The sequence below is a fragment of the Microbulbifer mixtoriginis (SeqCode) genome (genome assembly GCF_052467515.1).
Genome location: NZ_CP174314.1, coordinates 864,244 through 880,252 on the forward strand (window position 1 = coordinate 864,244; position 16,009 = coordinate 880,252).

General features: G+C 51.0%; 15 protein-coding genes. 6 read left to right on the forward strand and 9 right to left on the reverse strand.

The features are described from left to right. The 3 genes from ACJJIT_RS03615 to ACJJIT_RS03625 all read left to right on the forward strand — a co-directional run bounded on the left by ACJJIT_RS03615 (position 1) and on the right by ACJJIT_RS03625 (position 2,896). The gene (locus ACJJIT_RS03615; protein ID WP_252083080.1) at positions 1–849 is read left to right on the forward strand and encodes a CsgG/HfaB family protein; all 849 of its coding nucleotides are present in this window, start codon (positions 1–3) and stop codon (positions 847–849) included. Between the two features lie 321 nt (positions 850–1,170). After that, entirely contained in the window at positions 1,171–1,650 is a 480-nt protein-coding gene (locus ACJJIT_RS03620) for a hypothetical protein (protein ID WP_444900010.1), read from the forward strand. A 55-nt stretch (positions 1,651–1,705) separates the two neighbouring features. Then, positions 1,706–2,896 carry a hypothetical protein gene (locus tag ACJJIT_RS03625; protein WP_444900011.1) on the forward strand — a complete coding sequence of 397 codons (1,191 nt, stop codon included), beginning with the start codon at positions 1,706–1,708 and terminating at the stop codon, positions 2,894–2,896. 95 nt (positions 2,897–2,991) lie between these two features. Here the strand turns inward: ACJJIT_RS03625 and holA are convergent, their stop codons facing one another. The 3 genes from holA to leuS form a co-directional block, all read right to left on the reverse strand. Beyond that, on the reverse strand, positions 2,992–3,996 hold the full coding sequence (holA, locus tag ACJJIT_RS03630) for a DNA polymerase III subunit delta (RefSeq protein ID WP_444900012.1): 1,005 nt from the start codon (positions 3,994–3,996) through the stop codon (positions 2,992–2,994). An 11-nt stretch (positions 3,997–4,007) separates the two neighbouring features. Next, complete coding sequence (locus tag ACJJIT_RS03635) at positions 4,008–4,532, reverse strand: LPS-assembly lipoprotein LptE (protein WP_444900013.1); 525 nt, start codon at positions 4,530–4,532, stop codon at positions 4,008–4,010. 100 nt (positions 4,533–4,632) lie between these two features. Beyond that, a complete protein-coding gene (gene leuS, locus ACJJIT_RS03640; RefSeq protein ID WP_444900014.1) occupies positions 4,633–7,230 on the reverse strand; it encodes a leucine--tRNA ligase in 2,598 nt (865 codons plus the stop codon). 162 nt (positions 7,231–7,392) lie between these two features. Here leuS and ACJJIT_RS03645 point away from each other — a divergent pair, with 162 nt between their 5' ends. The 3 genes from ACJJIT_RS03645 (at position 7,393) to ACJJIT_RS03655 (ending at position 9,201) form a co-directional block, all read left to right on the forward strand. Next, positions 7,393–7,842, forward strand: a complete 450-nt coding sequence (locus ACJJIT_RS03645) for a zinc ribbon-containing protein (protein ID WP_252083074.1) — start codon at positions 7,393–7,395, stop codon at positions 7,840–7,842. Continuing rightward, the gene (locus ACJJIT_RS03650) at positions 7,839–8,624 is read left to right on the forward strand and encodes a YdcF family protein (RefSeq protein WP_444883976.1); all 786 of its coding nucleotides are present in this window, start codon (positions 7,839–7,841) and stop codon (positions 8,622–8,624) included. The genes ACJJIT_RS03645 and ACJJIT_RS03650 overlap by 4 nt, the downstream gene beginning before the upstream one ends. A gap of 163 nt (positions 8,625–8,787) precedes the next feature. After that, a complete protein-coding gene (locus tag ACJJIT_RS03655; RefSeq protein ID WP_252083072.1) occupies positions 8,788–9,201 on the forward strand; it encodes a hypothetical protein in 414 nt (137 codons plus the stop codon). Between the two features lie 39 nt (positions 9,202–9,240). Here ACJJIT_RS03655 and ACJJIT_RS03660 read toward each other — a convergent pair whose 3' ends face one another. The 6 genes from ACJJIT_RS03660 to miaB form a co-directional block, all read right to left on the reverse strand. Next, entirely contained in the window at positions 9,241–10,158 is a 918-nt protein-coding gene (locus ACJJIT_RS03660; RefSeq protein ID WP_444900015.1) for a TIGR01777 family oxidoreductase, read from the reverse strand. 114 nt (positions 10,159–10,272) lie between these two features. Beyond that, positions 10,273–11,838 (reverse strand): apolipoprotein N-acyltransferase, encoded by a 1,566-nt coding sequence (lnt, locus tag ACJJIT_RS03665; protein WP_444883978.1) that lies wholly within the window; start codon positions 11,836–11,838, stop codon positions 10,273–10,275. An 81-nt stretch (positions 11,839–11,919) separates the two neighbouring features. Beyond that, entirely contained in the window at positions 11,920–12,813 is an 894-nt protein-coding gene (locus ACJJIT_RS03670; protein WP_435583622.1) for an HlyC/CorC family transporter, read from the reverse strand. 65 nt (positions 12,814–12,878) lie between these two features. After that, the gene (ybeY, locus tag ACJJIT_RS03675; protein ID WP_444900016.1) at positions 12,879–13,349 is read right to left on the reverse strand and encodes an rRNA maturation RNase YbeY; all 471 of its coding nucleotides are present in this window, start codon (positions 13,347–13,349) and stop codon (positions 12,879–12,881) included. A gap of 17 nt (positions 13,350–13,366) precedes the next feature. Further along, positions 13,367–14,395: a PhoH family protein gene (locus ACJJIT_RS03680; protein WP_252083068.1), complete on the reverse strand. Its 1,029-nt coding sequence runs from the start codon at positions 14,393–14,395 to the stop codon at positions 13,367–13,369. 213 nt (positions 14,396–14,608) lie between these two features. Further along, entirely contained in the window at positions 14,609–15,976 is a 1,368-nt protein-coding gene (gene miaB / locus ACJJIT_RS03685; RefSeq protein WP_444883981.1) for a tRNA (N6-isopentenyl adenosine(37)-C2)-methylthiotransferase MiaB, read from the reverse strand. Positions 15,977–16,009 lie beyond the last annotated feature (33 nt).

Sequence of the window (16,009 nt, forward strand, 5' to 3'; positions counted from 1 at the left end):
ATGGTGGTTAGAATAATAGTTATATTTTTGGTTTTTATTTTAAGTGGTTGTAGTTTCTTTCAAAATGCAGGAGAGGCGTTGTTTGGCCCAGGGCATCAAAAAGCCACTTTGACGGATCGAATGAGTACTTATGCAGATCTTTTGAATTTGCCCTTACCGAGGGGGAAGATCGTAGTAGCGGTTTATGGATTTAGTGATCAAACTGGCCAGTACAGGCCAGCACCGTCTAGCTCTTTTTCTACTGCAGTAACACAAGGCGCTGCCTCTATGCTCGTACAAGTACTCAACGAGTCAGGTTGGTTTGTTACTCTTGAGCGTGAAGGGCTGCAAAACCTGCTTACTGAAAGAAAAATCATACGAGCAGCAATCAAAGAGCAAGAAACTCCCCAACCCTTTGAGCTCCCCTCCCTGATGTCAGCAAATATAATGTTGGAGGGAGGTATAGTCGCTTATGATACCAATATCAAAACCGGCGGAGCCGGTGCGCGTTATTTTGGTATTGGACTTTCTGAGCAATATCGAGTAGACGAAGTGACCGTGAATTTGCGTGCGGTCGATGTTAGAACTGGAAGAGTTTTAAATAGCGTTTTAACCAGTAAGAAAATTCTATCAAGGCAGGTTCAGGGAGACGTTTATACATTTGTTGAGTATAAACGTTTGTTAGAGATTGAGGCTGGAATGACGACCAATGATCCGGCTCAACTTTGTGTGCTTTCTGCGATTGAATCTGCAGTCATTCACCTTATTGCCAATGGTGTGACGAATAATATTTGGGCAATGCAGGATGTCAATGAATTCCCTGCATCTGTACTGAGTGAATATGCGGATGCAACTGTGAAAATTCTTTAGAATAATTATTTTATTAAATATTCTGACTAATTTCTTTGTCTTGCAATGATTGTTAGCTGCTCATATTTCTGTGTGAGCGGTTTTTCTTGTTGAATCTTTGTGTAAGTTTGTGTAATTTAGTAAATCTACTTGCCGAAATCTTACATCTTCGTATTAAATCAACTTTCTAGAAAGGCTTTCATACAAAAGTCTTAAATATTCATTATTTTCCCACCCCAAAAAATATTCTTTTTTCTGATTTATTGTTTTTGCTTAAATTCCTATAGTGGTCCTCGATGAGCGGAATGGCTCTCGCTTTAATTAACCTTGAGGAGAATTTTGGTGGGCGTTATCAAAGTTAGCCTATGTGGTTTATTTGTACTCCTTACCTGTATTAACTCTGTCTGGGCTGGTGACTTAGATGAGCATGATGAGCTGTTTTCTGGTCAGGGAAAGCTGGATCTCATGTTGCAGCGGGATGAGTCTATTATTGGTCAGTTAGCTGAGGTTGTTCAGACAGGGGAATACAATTTTGCAGAAGTGTCTCAGTTTGGACAGTTCAACCAAGTTTTTTTGGTTCAGGATGGCTATTCGAATGAAGCAGTAATTCAGCAGGCTGGGGAATATAACTATGCGGCAATTTCCCAGTCTGGTGCTTATAACCAAGCTACCGCTATACAAAATGGTTTAGATAATATTGCTCTTATAAATCAAATGGGCAATGGAAACTCAGCCAACATCATCCAAAACGGAGATGGGCTCTTTGGATTTGTCGCGCAGTTCGGTGACAACCATGCGGTGCAGGTCGTTCAGCACGATTAAAGCACTGCTTTCTTTTTGTTTGTATTTGTTTACTTAGTCTGATGGAGAAACATAAATGAAAAAGCTTTCACTTGCTGCTGCGATTGCAATGCTTGTTGGTGCTGGTTACGCAATGGCCGATGCTAATTATGGTGATCAACTGCAGGTTGGAAATGACAACGCTGCTGATATCTATCAAATGGGCGAGTCCACCAATAATGCGGCTTATCAGTGGCAGGAAGGTAATGACAACCGTGCTTACGCAAGTCAATCCACCGCCGATGCTAACTATATCGACCAGACTCAGGTAGGTAACCGTAACTACTCTGAAACCACGCAAGTCGGTCAAAATAGCTCTCAAGCCTATTCTTATCAACAGGGAGAGGGTAACTGGGGAGTTGTTCATCAGTGGGGCGGTAATGGCAATGCAGCTTATGCTACTCAAATGGGTAGTGAAAACACTATGCACCTAGATCAGTACCGCTCAGATGGTGGTGAGGCTAATTACAATACCCTTGATGCGGTGCAGGAGGGTAATGACAATATGGCTGCCCTGCAGCAGGACGGAGATAGTAACCTGTTTGTCAGCACTCAGTCTGGTGATGGGAACAGCGTTTGGAGCAGCACCTGGATGAGCTCTGATGAAGGCTTCGTAGGAGGCCAAGTTGGTGAAGGTAACGTCGGTTTTGTTTATCAAGGCGGTGTTGAAAACACTTCTAACTTGGTGCAGTCAGGTGACTTCAACTATCTGAATATGTCCCAGGATGGGGCCAATAACTTCAATACTATTGCTCAGAATGGCACTGGTAACTCTAGTGTTACTGGTCAGTATGGTGATGCCAACACCATGACCGTTACGCAGAATGACCTCAACAATATTGGTGATATGTACCAATATGGCAATGATAATGCTGCAATTCTGCAACAAACGGGTGATCATAACGAAGCTGAATTCTCTCAGTTTGGGGATCTCAATACAGCTAATATTGACCAGGTGGGAAGTGCCAACTTCACTTACGGCCATAGCGAAGGTATGGCCAACACAGTTGATGTTGACCAGAGCGGTGAGCTGAACTTGGCTGAGATCCATCAGGACATGGGTGAGTTTAACCTGATGGTTGTATCTCAGGATGGTTTTGAGCACGGTGCTCACCTGGGACAGTCTGGTAGTGAGAACACTACCTATGTAACTCAGGCTGGCAATTTCAATATGGCGAGTGTGCACCAGGTCGGCAACAGCAATATGGCTACAGTTTCTCAAAACTAATACGCCTATAATGACTGTTGTTTAAACCCTCCTCGTTTTGGGGAGGGTTTTTTTATTAGCGGCATTTAAAGAATTCGATTGCTTGGGCTAACTTTCTAAACGCTTTTCTGTCCACTCAAATTAAGCGTGAGTTCCATAAGGCCATTCCATGGGGACTGGTGAGTGTTGCCACCTTTGATTGCCGAATCCACGGTTCTGGCTTTTAAAAGAAGAGCCTCTAGTATATTTGGAGTTAGACGGTTTAAGGCATTTTGTATAAGTGGTTGGCGTTTTTGGATGCGAACTAAACGTGCTAGTTGCTGGCCCTGATTGAGTTTTTCCTTTAGTTCCAGTAATGAGCGCATCTCTCTTGTTAGGGCCCAGAGCACCACAGGTGGCTCAATACCTTCCGAGCGTAAGCCTTGTAGCGTTTTGATCGCTCTCTCGGCTTCTCCTGCCAAAGCTCTGTCAATTAAATCGAAAACACTGTATCGCGCAGAGCTGGTTACACTGTGCTCTAACAGTTCGACCGTTATTGTCCCGTCACTATTTAAAAGTTTGAGCTTTTCGATTTCTTGGCTTGCTGCGAGCAGATTACCCTCTACTCTTTCGGCGAGAATACGTATAGCTTCTTTCTCAGCAGATAACCCTGCGGCATTGATCCTTTGGTTGATCCAGTGTGGCATTTCCTGGGCACTAACAGGCCAAATTTGTACGAGAGTACCATGCTGCTCAAGTGTTTTAACCCATTTGCTATTGAGTTGTGATTTGTCCAGCTTGGGCAAAACCAGCAGTAGTATCAAATCCTGACTGGCGAGAGCGGCAAATTCCTGTAAGGCTTTACTGCCTTTATCCCCTGGTTTTCCACTGGGAGCGCGTACCTCGATAAGCTTCCTCTCGGCAAAAAGAGACATATTTCCGGCTGAGGCAAGTAATAAACCCCAGTCGAAATTATGCTCTGCATGTAGAAGTTCCCGCTCAGCGAAACCATTCTGCCTCGCTGCTGCACGTATTCGGTCGCAAGATTCCTGAACCAGAAGTGGTTCATCGCCTGAGATAATATAAACCGGCGCAAGTCCTTTCCGTAGTTGCTGGGGAAGCTGTTGGGGATTAATACGCATGACAGAACTACCTAGTAGCTCTTATCTTGCAAGGGGGCATTGACATCAATACGGCGCAAACGATTGATCATTCGGCTAATCAACTCGCGGCGCATTTCCGCGCGTAAGAGGCGTTCCTCTTCTCCCTTACTGACTATTTCTGAAACGTTCCACTCCAATGATCTATAGACATCGGCCTGAGCTTTATTTAGCAGTACTTCGCCACTATGAGTACGCACACTATAAATCGCGCTGGTAATCAGCTCGTACTCGGAAGCCCGCCCTTCAGAATCCACGGCAACAGTTAATTTTCGTTCTATTTCTTTATGAATGGTGAGTAGGTAGTCCGCTTCAATAGGGGATGGAGCAACAGGGACCCCGCCGTTTTCCAGAAGACGGCTAATTTCATCAGCAATATCACTGCGAGGGTTCTCACTCGATATGTAAATAGTACTGCCTGGAGGAAAATTTTTTGGCGCTCCCCGCAGGTGCCAACCGCAACTGGCGGTGGCCACAAGGGTAACTAGCAGGGCGATACGACGTGCAAATATTTTCATAAACTACCTGGCTTTAGTGCCAGCAAATATAGGGTTTGCAGATATGTGCCGGGAGCACAATGCTCCCGGCTATTGGTTGGATATAACTGCGCAGTATTTTTTACTTCGCGACAATATTTACCAATTTGCCTGGCACAACGATGACTTTGCGTACGGTGGCATCGCCAATAAATTTCTGGACGTTTTCATCGGCTAGGGCGAGCTTTTCCAAGCCCTCTTTGTCCGCATCAGCAGGCGCATCCAGCTTTGCACGCACTTTGCCATTGACTTGAACGACCAAAGTAATTGAGGTGCGCACCAGAGCCTTTTCATCTACTACTGGCCAGGGAGCATCAATTAAGGTGTTGTTATTGCCCAGGATTTGCCACAGTTGGTGGCAAATATGCGGAGTTACAGGAGCCAGTAGCAAGACAGCTGCCTGAAGAGCCTCTCTCTCCACTGCCAGCCCCTGCTCATTACTGCGATCTGCCAGTTTACCAACCTCATTGAGAAGCTCCATCACTGCCGCAATAGCCGTGTTGAAGGTTTGACGGCGTCCGTAGTCGTCGCCAACCTTCTGAATCGTCTCGTGGGTTTTACGGCGTAATTGTTGTTGCTGGTCGCTCAAAGATTGTTGGTCAATCTGAGCGCTGTTAGTGCTTACAGCAACATGTCCTTGTACAGTTTTCCAGAGCTTTCGCAGGAAGCGGCTGGCTCCCTCCACGCCGGCATCGTGCCACTCCAAAGTTTGCTCGGGCGGAGCTGCAAACATTGTGAACAGGCGTACAGTATCGGCACCGTATTCTTTAACAGCAGCATGGGGATCGATGCCATTGTTTTTTGACTTGGACATCTTCACAACGCCACCGGCAATTACTTCTTCACCTGTTGCGCGCTCAACTGCCTTGATGGGTTTTCCTTTCTCATCCCGCTCGACATCAACATCGGCGGGGTTGATCCAGGTTTTATGGCCGTTTTCTTCTTTGTAGAAGGATTCAGCCAACACCATCCCCTGGCATAACAGCTGCTTGAAGGGTTCATCGCTGTTGACCAAGCCCTCATCCCGCATCAATTTGTGGAAAAAGCGCGCGTAGAGAAGGTGTAGGATGGCGTGCTCAATACCACCTACATATTGGTCGACAGGTAGCCAGTAGTTGGCGCGGTCGGGATCGAGCATGCCCTCTTCGAAGTCTGGGCAGGTATAGCGAGCGTAGTACCAGCTGGACTCCATAAAAGTGTCAAAAGTGTCGGTCTCACGCTCGACCGGCGTACCATTGAGTTCGTCTTTGCGCCATTCGGGATCGGCTTTAATGGGGGACTGAACACCGTCCAGCTCCACATCTTCCGGCAGTAAAATAGGGAGTTTCTCGGCGGGCACCGGGATTTCTCCACCATCTGCGAGGTTGAACATTGGGATAGGGGCGCCCCAGTAGCGCTGGCGGGATACCCCCCAATCGCGCAGGCGATAATTGGTGGTCACACGGCCTTTGTCTGCTGCTATTAAAACTTCGGAAATCGCGGTAAAGGCACCATCAAAATCCAGACCATCAAAATTGCCGGAGTTCACCAGTTTGCCTTTTTCGGTGAAGGCTTCTTTGTTGAGATCGATTTCCTGGCCATCGGCGGGCGCTATGACTTGAGTCAAAGGCAACTGATACTTGTGTGCGAACTCCCAGTCGCGTTGATCGTGGGCGGGTACTGCCATCACAGCGCCAGAGCCATAATCCATCAGTACATAGTTAGCTACCCAGACAGAGACTTCCTCCCCGCTGATGGGGTGAATAGCCTTGAGACCGGTGTCCATGCCTCTCTTGTCCATTGTGGCCATATCGGCTTCAGACAGAGACTGCTTTTTGCACTCAGAGATAAATGTTTTTAGCTCGGGGTTAGTCTCTGCTAACTCCAGAGCGATCGGATGTTCAGCGGCGAGGGATACATAGGTGACGCCCATCAGGGTGTCTGGGCGGGTGGTGTAAACATCGAAGTGATCCATACCAGCCACAGTGGTGGGCAGGCTAAAGCTCAGCTCCACACCTCGGCTCTTGCCGATCCAGTTGCGCTGCATGGTACGCACCTGCTCGGGCCACTCCGGCAGCTTATCCAGGTCCTTGAGCAGCTCTTCTGCGTAGTCAGTGATCTTGATAAACCACTGGGCCAGCTCACGCCTCTCCACGGTAGTGCCGCAGCGCCAACAGGCACCATCTTCAACCTGCTCGTTGGCGAGCACGGTCTGGTCATTGGGGCACCAGTTCACCGCGGAATTTTTCTTGTAGACCAGGCCCTTTTCATAGAGGCGGGTGAAGAACCATTGCTCCCAGCGATAATAGGATGGCTGGCAGGTGGCTAGCTCGCGGGACCAGTCGAAGCCAAATCCGAGAGCTTTCAATTGCCCCTTCATATAATCAATATTGGCGTAGGTCCATTTTGCTGGCGCGGTTTTATTCTGGATCGCAGCATTTTCAGCTGGTAAGCCGAAGGCATCCCAGCCCATGGGGTGAAGGACATTCTTACCCTGCATACGCTGATAGCGGGAAATAACATCGGTAATGGTGTAATTGCGCACATGGCCCATGTGCAGCTTGCCGCTGGGGTAGGGGAACATGGATAGGCAGTAGAACTTTTCCCTGCCGGTATCTTCCTTTACCTCAAAGCTTTTCTCTGCCTCCCAGAATTCCTGGGCGGAAGCTTCGACTGCGGAGGGGTTGTACTGCTCTTCCATCGATTGGGGACCTATACTCTGTGATCAAATTTTGCGGGGAAACTTTTCAGTGTTTTAGTGGAAGCAGCTCTGGATCGACAAGCAAAAGGATTGATTGCGATCAAGGACGGCCCCCAGAGCATCTTTTAGGATGCGTAAACGCGAGATTATAGGAGGGATACCGTGACGAAGGAACCGAAGTTACCGCCGAAGGACGATCTGGCCGATGAGTTTCGTGAAGACCTGGAGGATTTGATTGAGGGAGAGCTGGCAGTTGAGGACTTGACCGCAAATAAGGTCGCTTTTCTTCGCGCCTGGTTAAAAGATGATCTGCATCGAGCCGGGGATTATATGCGCGGTCTGGGAGGGGAGCTGATTACTCTGGAAGAGCGCGGGGGTGACTGGTTGCTGAACGCGGCGGACCCTACGGAAACGGCTTGGCCCAATCTTATGCGTTGTATCCGTGAAGGCAAACCCTGGGCCCTTGCGGGTGAGATAGTGGGGGCCGACGAGGAACTGCAATGTCTGGGGTGTGGTTATCTCGCTCAGCCGCCGGAGAATAGTCAAATTACACCCTGTCACCGCTGTGGCTATGGTTGTTTCAGGCAAATAGAAGGCGGCCTTGAGTATTGATTGAGCTGTATAAAATAGCGGTCAATTTGTTGATGCCACCACTGGCGCCAATGCTGGGGCTGCTGGCGGCATTCTTGATACGCTTTTTTCCTGAAGGCTCTTTGCTGGAGAAATTGTCCCTGCCATTGGCGATCCTCTCATTTTGTCTGCTCTGGCTTAGTGCTACGCCGGCTTTTTCAAGCTGGATCGGTAAGCGCTTGGGCGTTGTAGCAGATTTACCTGATACAGAGGCTGCTCCCAGGGCTGTGGTGATCCTCGGAGGCGGTGTTTACCGGGATAATCAGCAAGGCTATGAGTACCTATCTGCGTCCAGTTTGGAGAGGGTGATCTGGGCAGCAAAGCATGTCCCAAGGGATATGCCAATCCTGGTGTCCGGCGGCCGTGTTTCACCGGATGAGCATGTCTCTGAGGCAGAGTTGATGGCGAAAATGTTGGATGAGATGTCCCGCCCGGTGAGTTGGCGCGAAGCTTGCAGTCGAACTACCGCAGAGAATGCGGTAAATAGCGCGGAGATATTGCGCAATTCAGGTGTGGGAACTATTGTGCTCGCCACTCACTGGTGGCACATGCCCAGGGCTGCGGCAGTTTTTACCCGCGCAGGCCTAAAGGTACAGCCTTTATCAGTGGGCAGTGCTTCTGAGTTAGAGTCAAGGGAAAAGGGTGGGGTCTTAAATTGGGTTCCCAGTGCTGAGGCGCTACTGCGGACTCAGGCCTATTGGCGGGAACTATTGGCACAAGCCTGGTATCAATATCGACCACTGCCACAGGCCAAAAAGTGCTGAGGAACTTTTGTGATGCGGTGCTCTCAGATACTTATCAGGCATGAGGGAATAGGCGTCGGCGAGGGATTGCATCTGTTTTTTGAAAGCTGGTTGTACTAGGTAAATGGACGACTGGCGCCACAGATCTCACCCGCTAATTACTACTTACATTGGAGTAGCGACTGTGGATAACAACCATAACAATAAACGAGATAACCTTATGATGAAGGGCATCCCGGTTTCCTTCACTCCCATCCAATTGCACAACCGACTCAACCGGGCTGTTTGGATCGGCTTCAAGCGTGTGGACCAGGATGGCCGAATTCTATTTTTCCTATGTGGCGGTGCTGAGAGCGGGGCCCATTTGAATAAAAATTTTGAGACATTTGCGGGGCAAATTGTCCGTGAGTTCGGTTTAGATCCTGCAGAAGTGGAATTCATCGAGCTGCGGGTAAATGCAGAGGAGTCCCAGTGGTATCGCTGGCACGCGCACTGGGTTGGCTCAGCCCCTATGGGTAGTCACGGGGATTTAGTCACCAGTGAATCCAGTCGGCGTTATTTAATGCAGGCCCTGGAGAGTAGCGTAGTTGCGGCTTAAGCAGCATAGCCTGATCCAGCCAATAAAAGTGCCCAGGAATCAGACACTTACCTTATTGCTAGCATTGTCTTTAGCTAGCAGGTCGGCTAGTGCTTGTTCCAGGGTAGGAAACTGGAAACTGTAGCCGCTGTTTAAGGCGGCTCGGGGCTCCACTCTTTCGCTGGCAAGGAGTAGCTCTTCTGCCATCTCCCCGAACAGGGTTTTCAGCAGCCAGGCTGGAGAGCGGAAAAAGCAGGGGCGGTGTATCTGTTTTGCCAATAAGCGGCTGAAGCTGTTATTGGTAACTGCTTCTGGAGCACTGGCGTTAAAAGGGGTGCATAGGCGTTGGTCAATAGCGTGAAGTATCAATCCGACTTCGTCGTCTTCGTGAATCCAGCTCATCCAGTGTTCGCCAGAACCCATTGGTCCACCAAGTCCCAGGCGAAATGCCGGTAGCATTTTGGGAAGTGCTCCCCCTCGGTTGGAGAGCACAATAGCGGTGCGTATGATTCCGACGCACATTCCGGCCCTTTGTAGTGGCAGTGTGGCCGCTTCCCAGTCACGGCACAGTTGTGCGGAAAACCCTCCGCCTGCAGGGCTGTCCTCCTTGAGCAGTTCGCCGCCACGGTCTCCGTAGTATCCAATAGCAGATCCTGAGAGAAAGTAATTGGGGCGTTCTCTTTGGGCGAGTGTCCAGCGTACTAGCCGTTCGGTGGTATTCAGGCGTGAGTTGCGAATTTCGGCACGGCGTTTCTCGGTCCAGCGAGAGGAAATGGGTTCCCCTGCCAGATTGACAACAACATCTACCCGCTCTTGCACCTCTTCAGGAGCGCTGGCGGCATTGACAGACTCTCCGCAGAGTTGGTGTATCTTATCCGGATGGCGACTAAGTACTGTAAGTGTGTCGCCACGAGCGAGCCAGCGTTGGCAAAAGAGTCTACCGATCAAACCGGTGCCACCACTGATTAAGCAATGCATAGACTGCCCATCCCCGCCATAATTTCACAGGTAAATTGCATGCAGCATAGCAGTCATCTGCACATGCGGGGTGTCTCGGCGGCGCACTTTAGAGTGATCAGTGGCAGGTCATTACTATTCGGTCACTCCCCCGGTCATCGGCTTGGCAGCGCTGTTTTTTCGCTTGCGATTGAGAATTACAGCCAGCGCCAACATTGGTAGTGCCAGGGCAAATACTGAGAAAATTCCGGCAAGCATAAATGGTGTTGAGCCGCGCATCGCACGTATGTCACCGCTCATATTGGCTTGCTCAAATTGTGGCAGCTGCTCAATGATAAGCCCGCGGGGATCGACAATCGCGGTTACACCGGTATTGGTGCCGCGGACTAAATAGCGACCGGTTTCCAGTGCGCGCATTTGCGCCATTTGCATATGTTGCAACGGTCCTATGGATTCACCGAACCAGGCATCATTACTGATGGTAAGGAGTACCTGGGAGGTGAGAGCGCTATCCGCCACTAGGCGAGGGTAGACAATTTCATAGCAGATTAGTGGAGCCCAACGTGCTCCTGCAGCATTCAGTGGCCCCTGTTGGTCGGGTCCGGAGCGAATAAAGGAGGTGGGTAAATTGAAGAATTCGATAGTGCCTCGAATCAGCTCCTCCAGTGGGACATACTCACCAAAAGGAACCAGGTGACGCTTATGGTAAACACTGGGGCTGCGGCCAAAGACCGCTGCGGAGTTGTGGACTTTGCGAGAGTTATCCACAGGGCTGTGGGTGTCGTAGAGAATTCCGCTGATAAGATCAATGCCGGTTTTCTCTGCATTGCGTTGCAGAGCCTGCATTAGGTTCGGAGCCTGGCCGTAAAACATGGGTAGCGCTGCTTCAGGCCAGATTATAACGTCGACATCACGCTCGCTCAGGGTGCGGGTACCCTCCTGATAGCGGCTAATAGTCTCGCCACGAAACTCCGGCAGCCACTTTTTCTCCTGGGGAATATTAGCCTGTACCAGTCCAACGGTGATGATGCCTCCCTCTGCCTGAGTCCATTGTATATTGGCTAGGGCAGCACCGAGGGGCCAGGGTACGATTGCTGCACCAATTAGTACAATATGGGCCGGTCGCTTGAGGGGGGACAAGCGGCCACTGGCAGCCAGTGCGATGACCGCACCGGAGAGGGCCAGAAAAAGTCCAATTCCGTAGACACTCACCACCGGAGCCCAGCCAGATAACCAGGTCTCCAAGTGGGCATAGCCGGCGAACAGCCAGGGAAAGCCAGTGAACATCCAGCTGCGGAACCACTCACTGATAAACCAGAGTGCGGCAAAGGCGAGGGCGAAGCTAAATTTGTTGGCGGTAAAGCGACCGAGGAAATAGAACGGTGCTGCAAGCAGCGCCGCCATCAGCGCGACGAAGCTGGCGGTGAGTGCGAATCCCAGCGGCGGCGAAGAATTGCCAAAATTGGTAATTGAGACATAGACCCAAGAGCCACCAGTGGCGTAAAGGCCTAGCCCATAACAGAAGGCTAGCCAGAGGCTGGTGCGCCCACGCAGCGGCTTGCCGCGAGAGGCAAACAGGAATAGCCCGGCAAAAAGCGCCAGAGAAAGTAGGCCGCACAACCAATAGTTGAAAGGGGCCAGGGAGAGCGTCATTAGCCCGCCGGCAGCTGCACCAGCGGCAGGTAAAAGTAATCTTCGCATAGACTCGCTTAATCGGTAGCCGCCGTTGCGGCTGCATCCTACCCGAGAAAATCTTGGCTAGAGCCCCAGAGGGGGCTTAACTCAATCTTCATCGGGTGGTTTACGCATATGGGCCACGCGCAGCAGGTGAATTTGCCGGCTGTCCGCGTAGAGCACCCGGAAGAGGAAGTCTCCCAAGCGGGTGACCTCATCGCGACCGGGCAAGTGGCCGAAAGACTGCATAATCAGACCACCAACTGTGTCGAATTCTTCATCGCTGAATTCGGATTTAAAAAATTCATTGAACTCTTCGATCGGCGTGAGGGCCTTGACTATGTAGTCATTTTCTCCCACCCGGCGGATAAAGCTATCTGCCTCTTCCTCATCGGTTTCGTCTTCGATCTCACCGACAATTTCTTCGAGGATGTCCTCAATGGTCACTACGCCGGAAACGCCGCCATATTCGTCGATAACGATGGCCATGTGGTAGCGGTTTTCACGGAACTCTCGCAGGAGAATGTTGAGGCGCTTACTTTCAGGGATGATATTGGCCGGGCGAATAATATCTTCGAGTTGAAATTCGCCGACGCCCTTGAGGAGCAGGGGGAGCAGGTCTTTGGCTAGCAGTATTCCGCGGATATCGTCGATACTCTCGCCGACGACAGGAAAGCGTGAATGGCCTGACTCGATAATTTTGGGGAGAAACGTTTCCGGCTTGTCCTGTAGCCCTACAACCACCATCTGCGAGCGAGGGATCATTATCTCCCGAACCTGCTGGTTGGATACGTCCAGGGCGCCCTCGATGATGGACAGGGCCTCGGCGTCAACCAGCTGATTTTCAGCGGCGTCTTTGATGATGTCCAATAGTTCATCGCGGGACTTGGGTTCGGCAGAAAATGCACCAAACAATCTTTCCAGCCAGTTCTTTTCACTCGACCTGGCTTTGCTGGAAGAGTGACTACTTGGGGGCTCGTCAGTGGTCATGGAAGTGGCCATGCTCCGAATATCTCTCGTCTATTTCAATCAGTAATCGTTAGTGGGTAGATTCATTTCAACCCTCGTTATCCCGCCTCATCGAGAGGGGTGTAGGGGTCCGCAAAGCCGAGATGGGTCATTAGGCCAGTCTCTAGCCTTTCCATGATTTCCGCATCGCTGTCTTTGATATGGTCATAACCCAGAAGGTGCAGTGTGCCATGGACTAGCATATGTGCCCAGTGCGCCTCAGTCGTTTTGTTCTGTTGCTCCGCTTCCTTTTCCACAACGGGAGCACAAATTACCAAGTCTCCTAATAGTGGGAGGTTCAGCTCTGCGGGAAAGTCTGCTTGGAAGGACAGGACATTGGTCGGCTTATCTTTGCCGCGATATTGCGCGTTGAGCGCTTGGCTCTCCTCTTCGTCGACGATTCGAACTGCCAGTTCGGCCTCATCTTTTCGGTCGGACAGAGCGTTAATGACCCAGGTGCGGATCTTTTCATCGGAGGGTAGGTTTGTGCAGCGGCTAGCCCGCTGCACATCAAGGGTTAAATCAATCATAACTCTGTGGAGGAACCTCAGGCGGCATTCTCGTCGGCTTTGTTGCTGACACTGGCATCCCGCTCAGCCTCGTGGATATCGTAGGCTTCGACAATACGTTGTACGAGAGGGTGGCGGACAACATCCTTGGCGCCGAAATGGGTAAAGCTGATGCCGTTGACCTTGCCCAGGACTTCCACCGCGTGACGCAGCCCCGAGGCCTGTCCTCGTGGCAGGTCCACCTGGCTAGGGTCTCCGGTAATCACTGCTGTAGAGCCGAAACCGATCCGGGTCAGGAACATTTTCATCTGCTCGCGGGTGGTGTTTTGGCTTTCATCGAGAATGACAAAGGCGTTGTTGAGGGTGCGCCCACGCATATAGGCCAGGGGGGCTACCTCGATCACATTGCGCTCAATGAGTTTGCCCACTGTCTCAAAACCGAGCATTTCATAGAGTGCGTCGTACAGGGGCCTAAGGTAGGGGTCTACCTTCTGACTCAGGTCACCGGGGAGGAAGCCGAGCTTTTCGCCTGCTTCTACCGCCGGGCGGACTAGTAAGATGCGCTCCACTTGGTCTTTGAGCAGGGCCTCGACCGCACAGGCTACTGCGAGGTAGGTCTTGCCGGTACCCGCTGGGCCAATACCGAAATTGATATCGTTACTCTGAACCGCATGCACATACTTGCGCTGATTCAAACCTCGGGGACGCACAGAGCATTTCTTAGTACGAATCAATACCACCTGGTCTGCTTCAGTGGATTCGCCCTTCTCTCCCTTGTGGAGAAGCTCCTCTACACCGGCCTGTTGCAGGGCTAAGTGGATCTCATCGGGGGTTAGTTGATCCCGGGAGTCAGTCTCCTTGTACAGGAAGCTAAGTAATTCACAGGCAGCCTTGGCTTTTTTAGCTTCACCGTAGACGGCGAACTGATTGCCGCGATTGCGGATCTCAATATCCAGTCGCTGTTCTATTTGGCGCAGATGTTGGTCGAACTGACCGCAGAGGTTGGCGAGACGGCGAGCATCGTTGGGCTCGAGGGTAATACTTTGAGCGAGGGTTTGCGTTTCCAAACTGGTTTCCGGCACCTTAATCTAGAGGGTTCATAGCTAGGGTATACCCATTTTCCCCAGATAGGAAAGCTTTGGGTGCTACCAATAGGTTCTAACTTTACCCGATTTTAATTACAGCTTGTAATTTCAGAGGTGTTATTAGGAAATTTGGGTGGCAAGGCGTGGTTTTAAAGCACGCCTTGCCAGGGGGTAGGGCGGTCACAATGCCTCAGATCAGAATAAGTCCTCTTCCAGTTCCGAGGTGAGTAAAGTGCCGCGTAGGGAGTTTGGCAGGGCTTCCTCAATCAGGACATCGGCAAATTTGCCGATCAGGGCCAGGTCATCGGCGCGGAAATTTACCACCCGATTGTTTTCAGTGCGTCCTTGCAGCTGTCCTGGATCCTTCTTGGATACTCCGGTCACCAGAACCCGCTCAGTGTTACCTACCATGTGCCGGGCAATTGCCTGGGCCTGCTGGTTGATACGGTTTTGCAAAAGCTGCAGGCGCTCTTTTTTCACGTCTTCCGGGGTGTCGTCGGGGAGATCCGCTGCCGGAGTACCTGGGCGCGGGGAATAAATAAAGCTGAAAGATATATCAAAGCCCACTTCCTGAATCAGGTTCATGGTAGCTTCGAAATCTCTGTCGGTTTCACCGGGGAAGCCCACGATAAAGTCCGAAGACAGGCAGATGTCCGGGCGTATTTTCTTCAGGCGGCGAATCTTGGACTTGTATTCCAGCGCGGTGTGTCCGCGTTTCATGGCCATTAAAATGCGGTCGGAGCCACTTTGCACTGGCAGATGCAGGTGGCTGACCAGTTCAGGCACCTGTGCATAGACGTCGATCAAAGCATCGGAGAACTCTACCGGATGCGATGTGGTGTAGCGGATGCGGTCGATGCCATCAATTGCCGCTACATAGGTGATCAGCTCGGCGAAGTCCACTTCCTGTCCGTCTACCCCGGCGGCGCGGTAAGCATTGACGTTCTGGCCAAGTAGGTTCACTTCCCTTACACCCTGCTCTGCTAAGTGTGCAACTTCTTCCAGTACATCGGCGACTGGACGGCTTACTTCCTCGCCGCGAGTGTAGGGCACTACACAGAATGTGCAGTACTTGGAGCAACCTTCCATAATGGAGACAAAAGCCGTGGCTCCGTCGGCTTCAGGTTGTGGCAATCGGTCGAACTTCTCGATCTCCGGGAAGCTGATATCTACAACGACCACGCCATTCTTCTGCTCTTTGGTTTCCATCATTTCTGGAAGGCGGTGCAGAGTTTGCGGGCCGAAGATCAGATCTACATAGGGCGCGCGCTTGGCGATAGCCTCGCCCTCCTGGCTGGCTACACAGCCTCCGACGCCGATAACCAGCTCGGGATTTTTTTCCTTGAGGCGTCTCCAGCGACCCAGCTGGTGGAACAGTTTTTCCTGAGCTTTCTCGCGAATGGAACAGGTATTGACCAGGAGAACGTCCGCCTCTTCGGGATCGTCGGTGGGTACCATAGCGTGAGACTCGCCAAGTAGATCGCGCATCCTGGCGGAATCGTACTCATTCATTTGGCAGCCGTGGGTTTTGATGTATAGCTTTTTCGCCGGTGTATCGGACATATCGTGCCTGATTAAAAACTGGTCAATTAAACG

What these genes read in the sequence shown, in the direction of transcription:
- ACJJIT_RS03615 (WP_252083080.1), top strand. Translation starts at nt 1, where the DNA reads ATGGTGGTTAGAATAATAGTTATATTTTTGGTTTTTATTTTAAGTGGT.
- ACJJIT_RS03625 (WP_444900011.1), top strand. Translation starts at nt 1,706, where the DNA reads ATGAAAAAGCTTTCACTTGCTGCTGCGATTGCAATGCTTGTTGGTGCT.
- holA (WP_444900012.1), bottom strand. Translation starts at nt 3,996, where the DNA reads ATGCGTATTAATCCCCAACAGCTTCCCCAGCAACTACGGAAAGGACTT.
- ACJJIT_RS03635 (WP_444900013.1), bottom strand. Translation starts at nt 4,532, where the DNA reads ATGAAAATATTTGCACGTCGTATCGCCCTGCTAGTTACCCTTGTGGCC.
- leuS (WP_444900014.1), bottom strand. Translation starts at nt 7,230, where the DNA reads ATGGAAGAGCAGTACAACCCCTCCGCAGTCGAAGCTTCCGCCCAGGAA.
- ACJJIT_RS03660 (WP_444900015.1), bottom strand. Translation starts at nt 10,158, where the DNA reads ATGCATTGCTTAATCAGTGGTGGCACCGGTTTGATCGGTAGACTCTTT.
- lnt (WP_444883978.1), bottom strand. Translation starts at nt 11,838, where the DNA reads ATGCGAAGATTACTTTTACCTGCCGCTGGTGCAGCTGCCGGCGGGCTA.
- ACJJIT_RS03670 (WP_435583622.1), bottom strand. Translation starts at nt 12,813, where the DNA reads ATGGCCACTTCCATGACCACTGACGAGCCCCCAAGTAGTCACTCTTCC.
- ybeY (WP_444900016.1), bottom strand. Translation starts at nt 13,349, where the DNA reads ATGATTGATTTAACCCTTGATGTGCAGCGGGCTAGCCGCTGCACAAAC.
- miaB (WP_444883981.1), bottom strand. Translation starts at nt 15,976, where the DNA reads ATGTCCGATACACCGGCGAAAAAGCTATACATCAAAACCCACGGCTGC.